The following is a 5235-nucleotide window of genomic DNA, read 5'->3' on the forward strand; positions in this document are numbered from 1 at the left end:
TTGAAAGAACAAAGTTCTTTTAAACATCTGGTGATGATGTTCTTTAGGGTAACACCCGTTCCCATTCCGAACACGACGGTTAAGCCTTTAGAAGCCGATGGTACTGCACGGGAGACTGTGTGGGAGAGTAGGTGGTCGCCAGGTTCAAAATGTTCCTCGGTAGCTCAATGGTGGAGCACTCGGCTGTTAACCGATAGGTTGGAGGTTCGAGTCCTCTCCGAGGAGCCATTTTTTTATTTAAAAAGAGTTATTAAAAAAGATATAAATATCTTTTTTAATAACTCTTTTTTTTATCAGATGAATTTAATAATTTATATTGAATTATTAAATTCTAAAGAAAAATATCAATATTAAAGTTTATTAATATTAGTAAGTTAAAAACTAAGACTAAGTATAGTTGATATTTTATTTTTTAGTATGAAGAAATTTTTAGGAAAAATTATTAATCTATATATATAAAAGTATTAAATATAATATTTTTTATTTAAAAGGAATATATTTAGTTATATAAGTTTTATTATAAAAAATCAATATTAGACATATTCAAAGACACTTTTAGAAAGCAAATGAGTATAAAGTGAGTTTAAATTTAATTTTTAGTTATTGCATAATTGGATTTGATAAAACTAGAAAGTAGGACATAATTTTATATAAATAAAGCTATTAAATATAAAGTGTATGTATATTTTAAACAGATTACTAATACTAATTTTTCTAGAAAGGTGGTGAATGCTACTTATATATTGATATGTAAACAATATCAATGCTGTAGCAGAAGATTATGAAGGAGTATAGGATTGAGAATTTAAGAAATATAGGTATTATAGGACATAGTGATTCAGGTAAAACTGCATTATCAGAAGCTTTACTTTATTATACAAATACTACTGATAGATTAGGAACCTGTGAAGATGGAAATACGATAAGTGATTATGATCAAGAAGAGAAAAAAAGAAAGATATCATTATCTGTATCTATTATTCCTTTTGAATATAGTGGAATTAAGATTAACTTATTAGATACTCCAGGTTATTTTGATTTTGTTGGAGAGCAAATAGAAGGAGTTAAGGCCTCTGACTCTGCAATTATAACTGTATGTGGAGTTACTGGAGTGCAAGTTGGAACTGAAAAAGCCTGGGAATGCTGTGAAAAAGAAAGATTACCAAGAGCTTTTTTTATAAATAAATTAGATAGAGAAAATTCAAATTTTGATAAAGTATTAGAAGATATAAGAAATATATTTGGAAATAGAGTAATTCCTACTCAATATCCATTAGGAAAAGAAAATGAATTTAATGGAGTTGTAAATCTTATAACTGAAGAAGCTTTTGAGTGTGATAAAAAATCAGGAAAAATAAATAATGTAGAAATTTCTAATAACATCAAAGATAAGGTTGAAAAGTATAGAACTTATTTAATGGAAGCTGTAGCTGAAACTGATGAGGATTTACTTGATAAATATTTATCTGAAGGAAAACTCACAGTTGATGAAATCTACAAAGGAATTTCTATTGGATTTAAAAGTGGAGATATAGCTCCAGTTATGTGTGGAAGTTCATTATCAATAGTTGGTATGAAAAGTCTATTAGATTCAATTAAAGGATATTTTCCATCACCAGATATAAGTAAAGCTAAAGTTGCTATTGATATTAATAATAAAGAAATATTAGTTAAGTCAAATAAGAATATGCCATTTTCTGCATTTGTATTTAAAACAATTGCTGATCCTTTTGTAGGAAAGCTTTCAATATTTAAAGTACAAACAGGAGAACTAACAACTGATAAGATAATTATAAATTCAAAAAATAATAAGATAGAAAAAGTTAGTTCATTATGCTTTTTAAGAGGTAAAAGTCAAATACAAACAAGTAAAATAGGTGCAGGAGATATAGGGGCTGTTACAAAACTTCAATATACTTCAACTGGTGATACTATTTGTGAAAGTGAATTTAATCTTACTTATGAAGGATTTGAGTTCCCAGAGGCAGTTATGACTATGGCAGTATTACCAAAAAGTAAAGGTGATGAAGAAAAAATTTCTCAGGGACTTTCTAAGCTTCTAGATGAAGATCCAACATTTAATGTTTTTAGAGATCAAGAAAATGCAGAAACTTTAGTTTCTGGTATTGGAGAGACACATATAGAGGTTTTAGCTAGTAAATTAAAGAGTAAATTTGGAATTGATGTAATTCTTAAATATCCTAAGATTCCTTATAGAGAAACTATAAAAGGTAGTTCTGATGTGCAAGGAAAGCATAAAAAACAATCCGGGGGACATGGACAATATGGAGATGTAAAAATTAAATTTGAACCTAGAAGAGATGGTAAGCTTGATTTAGAATTTGTTGATAAAGTTGTTGGAGGGGTTGTACCTAGAAACTATATACCGGCGGTAGAAAAGGGTTTAAGAGAGTGTTTAAAGAAAGGTGTTTTAGCAGATTATCCTGTAATAGGAATTAAGGCTATATTATATGATGGATCATATCATCCCGTAGATTCATCAGAAATGGCATTTAAGGTAGCTGCTTCCTTAGCATATAAGAAGGGTATGGAAAATGCAAAACCTGTTATATTAGAGCCTATTATGAAGGTTCAAATAATAATTCCAGATGAATATATGGGAGATATAATTAGCGATATAAATAAGAAAAGAGGAAGAGTAATTGGAATGGAACCAGAGGGTAATAATGAAAAAGTTATAGCTGATATTCCTTTATCAGAAATGTTTAAGTATGCTACTGATTTACGTTCAATGACTCAAGGAAGAGGAAATTTTAGCATGATATTTGAAAAATATGAAGAAGTTCCAAGTGCAGATGTAGATAAAATAATAGAAAATGCAAAGAAAATGAAGGAAGCTAAGGAAGTTTAAAAAATTATAGAGAGGAAATTTAAGAAGTATCATCTTAAAATTTAAAAAAGATGGTACTTTTTATGTATACAAGGAAAAAAATGTGGTTAAATTAATAATGTTCAAGGTATTATTAAAAAATTTTTTAAAGAAATTAAAAAGATTATATTGATGATATAAAAATAATGAATAAAAAATATATAATAGAATATAAATCTTTTAGATTTAAATATATAATTATATATTTAGAGATAATATCTTAAATGAGGTGTAATTCATGTGCAATTATAGAATGGATATAAAGGGTAAAATAAGTTTAAGTGATTATAGTAACATCTTTGATTATATAAATATTGTTGATGTATGTGATAGATTTATGATTTATATGGAATCTTTAGATGATGATAATATAGGAATTATTTGCTCTATGCTTAAGGATAATAATTTCAACATAAAGAACCAAGGATACAATAATAAAGGAATTTATTATATAAATGCTAAAAAAATAGGTTAGTAAAACCAAGTAATAATAGTATTTTTTATATAAATAATTGTAAAAGTATATAATTTAAAAATGGTATAACTTTAACTGTGTAAAGGTACGTGCATTTATGTTATAATGTACTTTGTGTTAAATAAAATTATTAATAAGCTATAATTTTAAGTTGTCATATAATAATTTAACGAAGTGAATTCTAAAGAGAAACTTGTAAGAAGCACTTATAGTTGAATTGATTCATAAGAAACATGGGGGAGGATTTTTTAAATGAAGAATTATGTTGTTGGAATAGATCTAGGAGGAACAAAAATTAGTTGTGCTCTTGCTGATCTAGAAGGAAATGTTAAAGCTCAACATACAACTTCAACTAATGCTCATGAAGGAGAGCAAGCAGTTTTAGATAGAATTATAGGCTGTGTTGAAACTGTAATATGTGAAGGAAAAGCAACTATTGATGAAGTAGAAGCAATAGGTATTGGATCACCAGGACCGTTAGATGCTAGAACTGGTATAATAATAACAACTCCAAATTTACCTTTTAAAAACTTCAACTTAGTTTCACCATTAAAAGCTAAGTTTGGTATTCCTGTTTACTTAGATAATGATGCCAACGTGGCTGCTATAGGTGAATTTATGTTAGGTGCTGGAAAAGGTACTGAGAATATGATTTATATAACTGTAAGTACTGGTGTAGGTGGAGGAGCAATCCTTAATGGTAAAATATATAGAGGTAGTACTTCAAATGCATTAGAAATTGGACATGCGACTGTTGCACCTGGAACTGTAAGATGTAATTGTGGTAATATGGGATGTTTAGAAGCTGTATCATCAGGAACAGCTATTGGCAAAAGAGGAAGAGAAGCTGTTGCTACAAATGTAGAAACAAGCTTAAAAGATTACGACAATGTAACTTCATATGAGGTATTTGTTGAAGCTACTAAAGGTGATAGAGTTGCAAAATCAATAATAGATGAAGCTTTAAATTACTTAGGAATTGGTGTTGCAAATGCAATAGCAACTTTTGACCCAGATATGGTTGTTATAGGTGGAGGAGTTTCAAAAGCTGGAGAAATTGTTTTTGAAACAGTTCAAGAAGTTGTTAATGAAAGATGCTTTAAAGCTATGTCTGAGCATTGCAAGATAGTTCCTGCTGGATTAGGAACTGATGCAGGAGTTATTGGAGCAGTAGCTTTAGCATTATTAGAGTGTAAATAATAAATTTATATAAATAGGTTAGGAGTTTTTACTTCTAACTTTATTTTTTATGTATTTTGCTAGACAAATATAATGTTTAAATAGTAAAATGTTATAAATTTATAAACTAAGAAAATTAAACAATTAAATACTAGAAAAAAAGTTTATTTTATGATAAAACTATATTTAAAATGGTAAATTAAGTATGAAGTTAGGTCATAACCACATATTGTGATTATTAATAAGAGTATGTATTAAAATTAATAATAAAACTTAAAAATATAATATTTTTAGGTTTTATTAAATTATTTTGGTACATACTTTTTTATATATTTTTAAATAAATGTATACTAAAAATAAATGCTCTCTATATAATACTATAGATAATTAATATTTTAAATTCTTAATAAAAATATAAAAAATAACTATTGATATATAATAATTATTATTATATAATAATAACATAAGGTTGATGAGGAAATACATCAACAAGAAATGACTTAAATAAAGACTTTAAATTATCATATAAATTGAAATTAGATAAATGTTTGTTTGTAGGAGGAGTAATATTATGAAAAAATTTGTTTGTACAATTTGTGGATATGTTTATGAAGGAGAAAAAGCACCAGAAAAATGTCCAATCTGTGGAGCAGGTTCAGATAAATTCGTAGAGCAAAGTGGAGACTTAGCA

Annotated in this window: 4 protein-coding genes, 1 tRNA gene and 1 rRNA gene; all 6 read left to right on the forward strand. The window is 27.3% G+C overall.

Annotated elements, in window-relative coordinates; translation table 11 throughout:
• Nucleotides 1-26 precede the first annotated feature (26 nt).
• Nucleotides 27-144, forward strand: a 5S ribosomal RNA gene (gene rrf / locus Q1J60_RS00910).
• Between the two features lie 9 nt (nucleotides 145-153).
• Nucleotides 154-228: transfer RNA gene (locus tag Q1J60_RS00915), tRNA-Asn, on the forward strand.
• Between the two features lie 553 nt (nucleotides 229-781).
• The gene (gene fusA / locus Q1J60_RS00920) at nucleotides 782-2872 is read left to right on the forward strand and encodes an elongation factor G (protein ID WP_300257257.1); all 2091 of its coding nucleotides are present in this window, start codon (nucleotides 782-784) and stop codon (nucleotides 2870-2872) included.
• 256 nt (nucleotides 2873-3128) lie between these two features.
• Nucleotides 3129-3365 (forward strand): hypothetical protein, encoded by a 237-nt coding sequence (locus tag Q1J60_RS00925; RefSeq protein WP_300257260.1) that lies wholly within the window; start codon nucleotides 3129-3131, stop codon nucleotides 3363-3365.
• Nucleotides 3366-3617: 252 nt separating this feature from the next.
• A complete protein-coding gene (locus tag Q1J60_RS00930) occupies nucleotides 3618-4565 on the forward strand; it encodes an ROK family protein (RefSeq protein ID WP_300257263.1) in 948 nt (315 codons plus the stop codon).
• A 550-nt stretch (nucleotides 4566-5115) separates the two neighbouring features.
• Nucleotides 5116-5235 (forward strand): rubredoxin-like domain-containing protein (locus Q1J60_RS00935; RefSeq protein ID WP_423249097.1); only part of this gene is annotated, 120 nt, incomplete at its 3' end.

It is taken from the genome of Clostridium sp. (genome assembly GCF_029258205.1).
Taxonomy (GTDB): Bacteria; Bacillota; Clostridia; order Clostridiales; family Clostridiaceae; genus Sarcina.

Coding starts and splice junctions, on each gene's coding strand:
- fusA (WP_300257257.1), top strand. CDS start 782: ATGAAGGAGTATAGGATTGAGAATTTAAGAAATATAGGTATTATAGGA.
- Q1J60_RS00925 (WP_300257260.1), top strand. CDS start 3,129: ATGTGCAATTATAGAATGGATATAAAGGGTAAAATAAGTTTAAGTGAT.
- Q1J60_RS00930 (WP_300257263.1), top strand. CDS start 3,618: ATGAAGAATTATGTTGTTGGAATAGATCTAGGAGGAACAAAAATTAGT.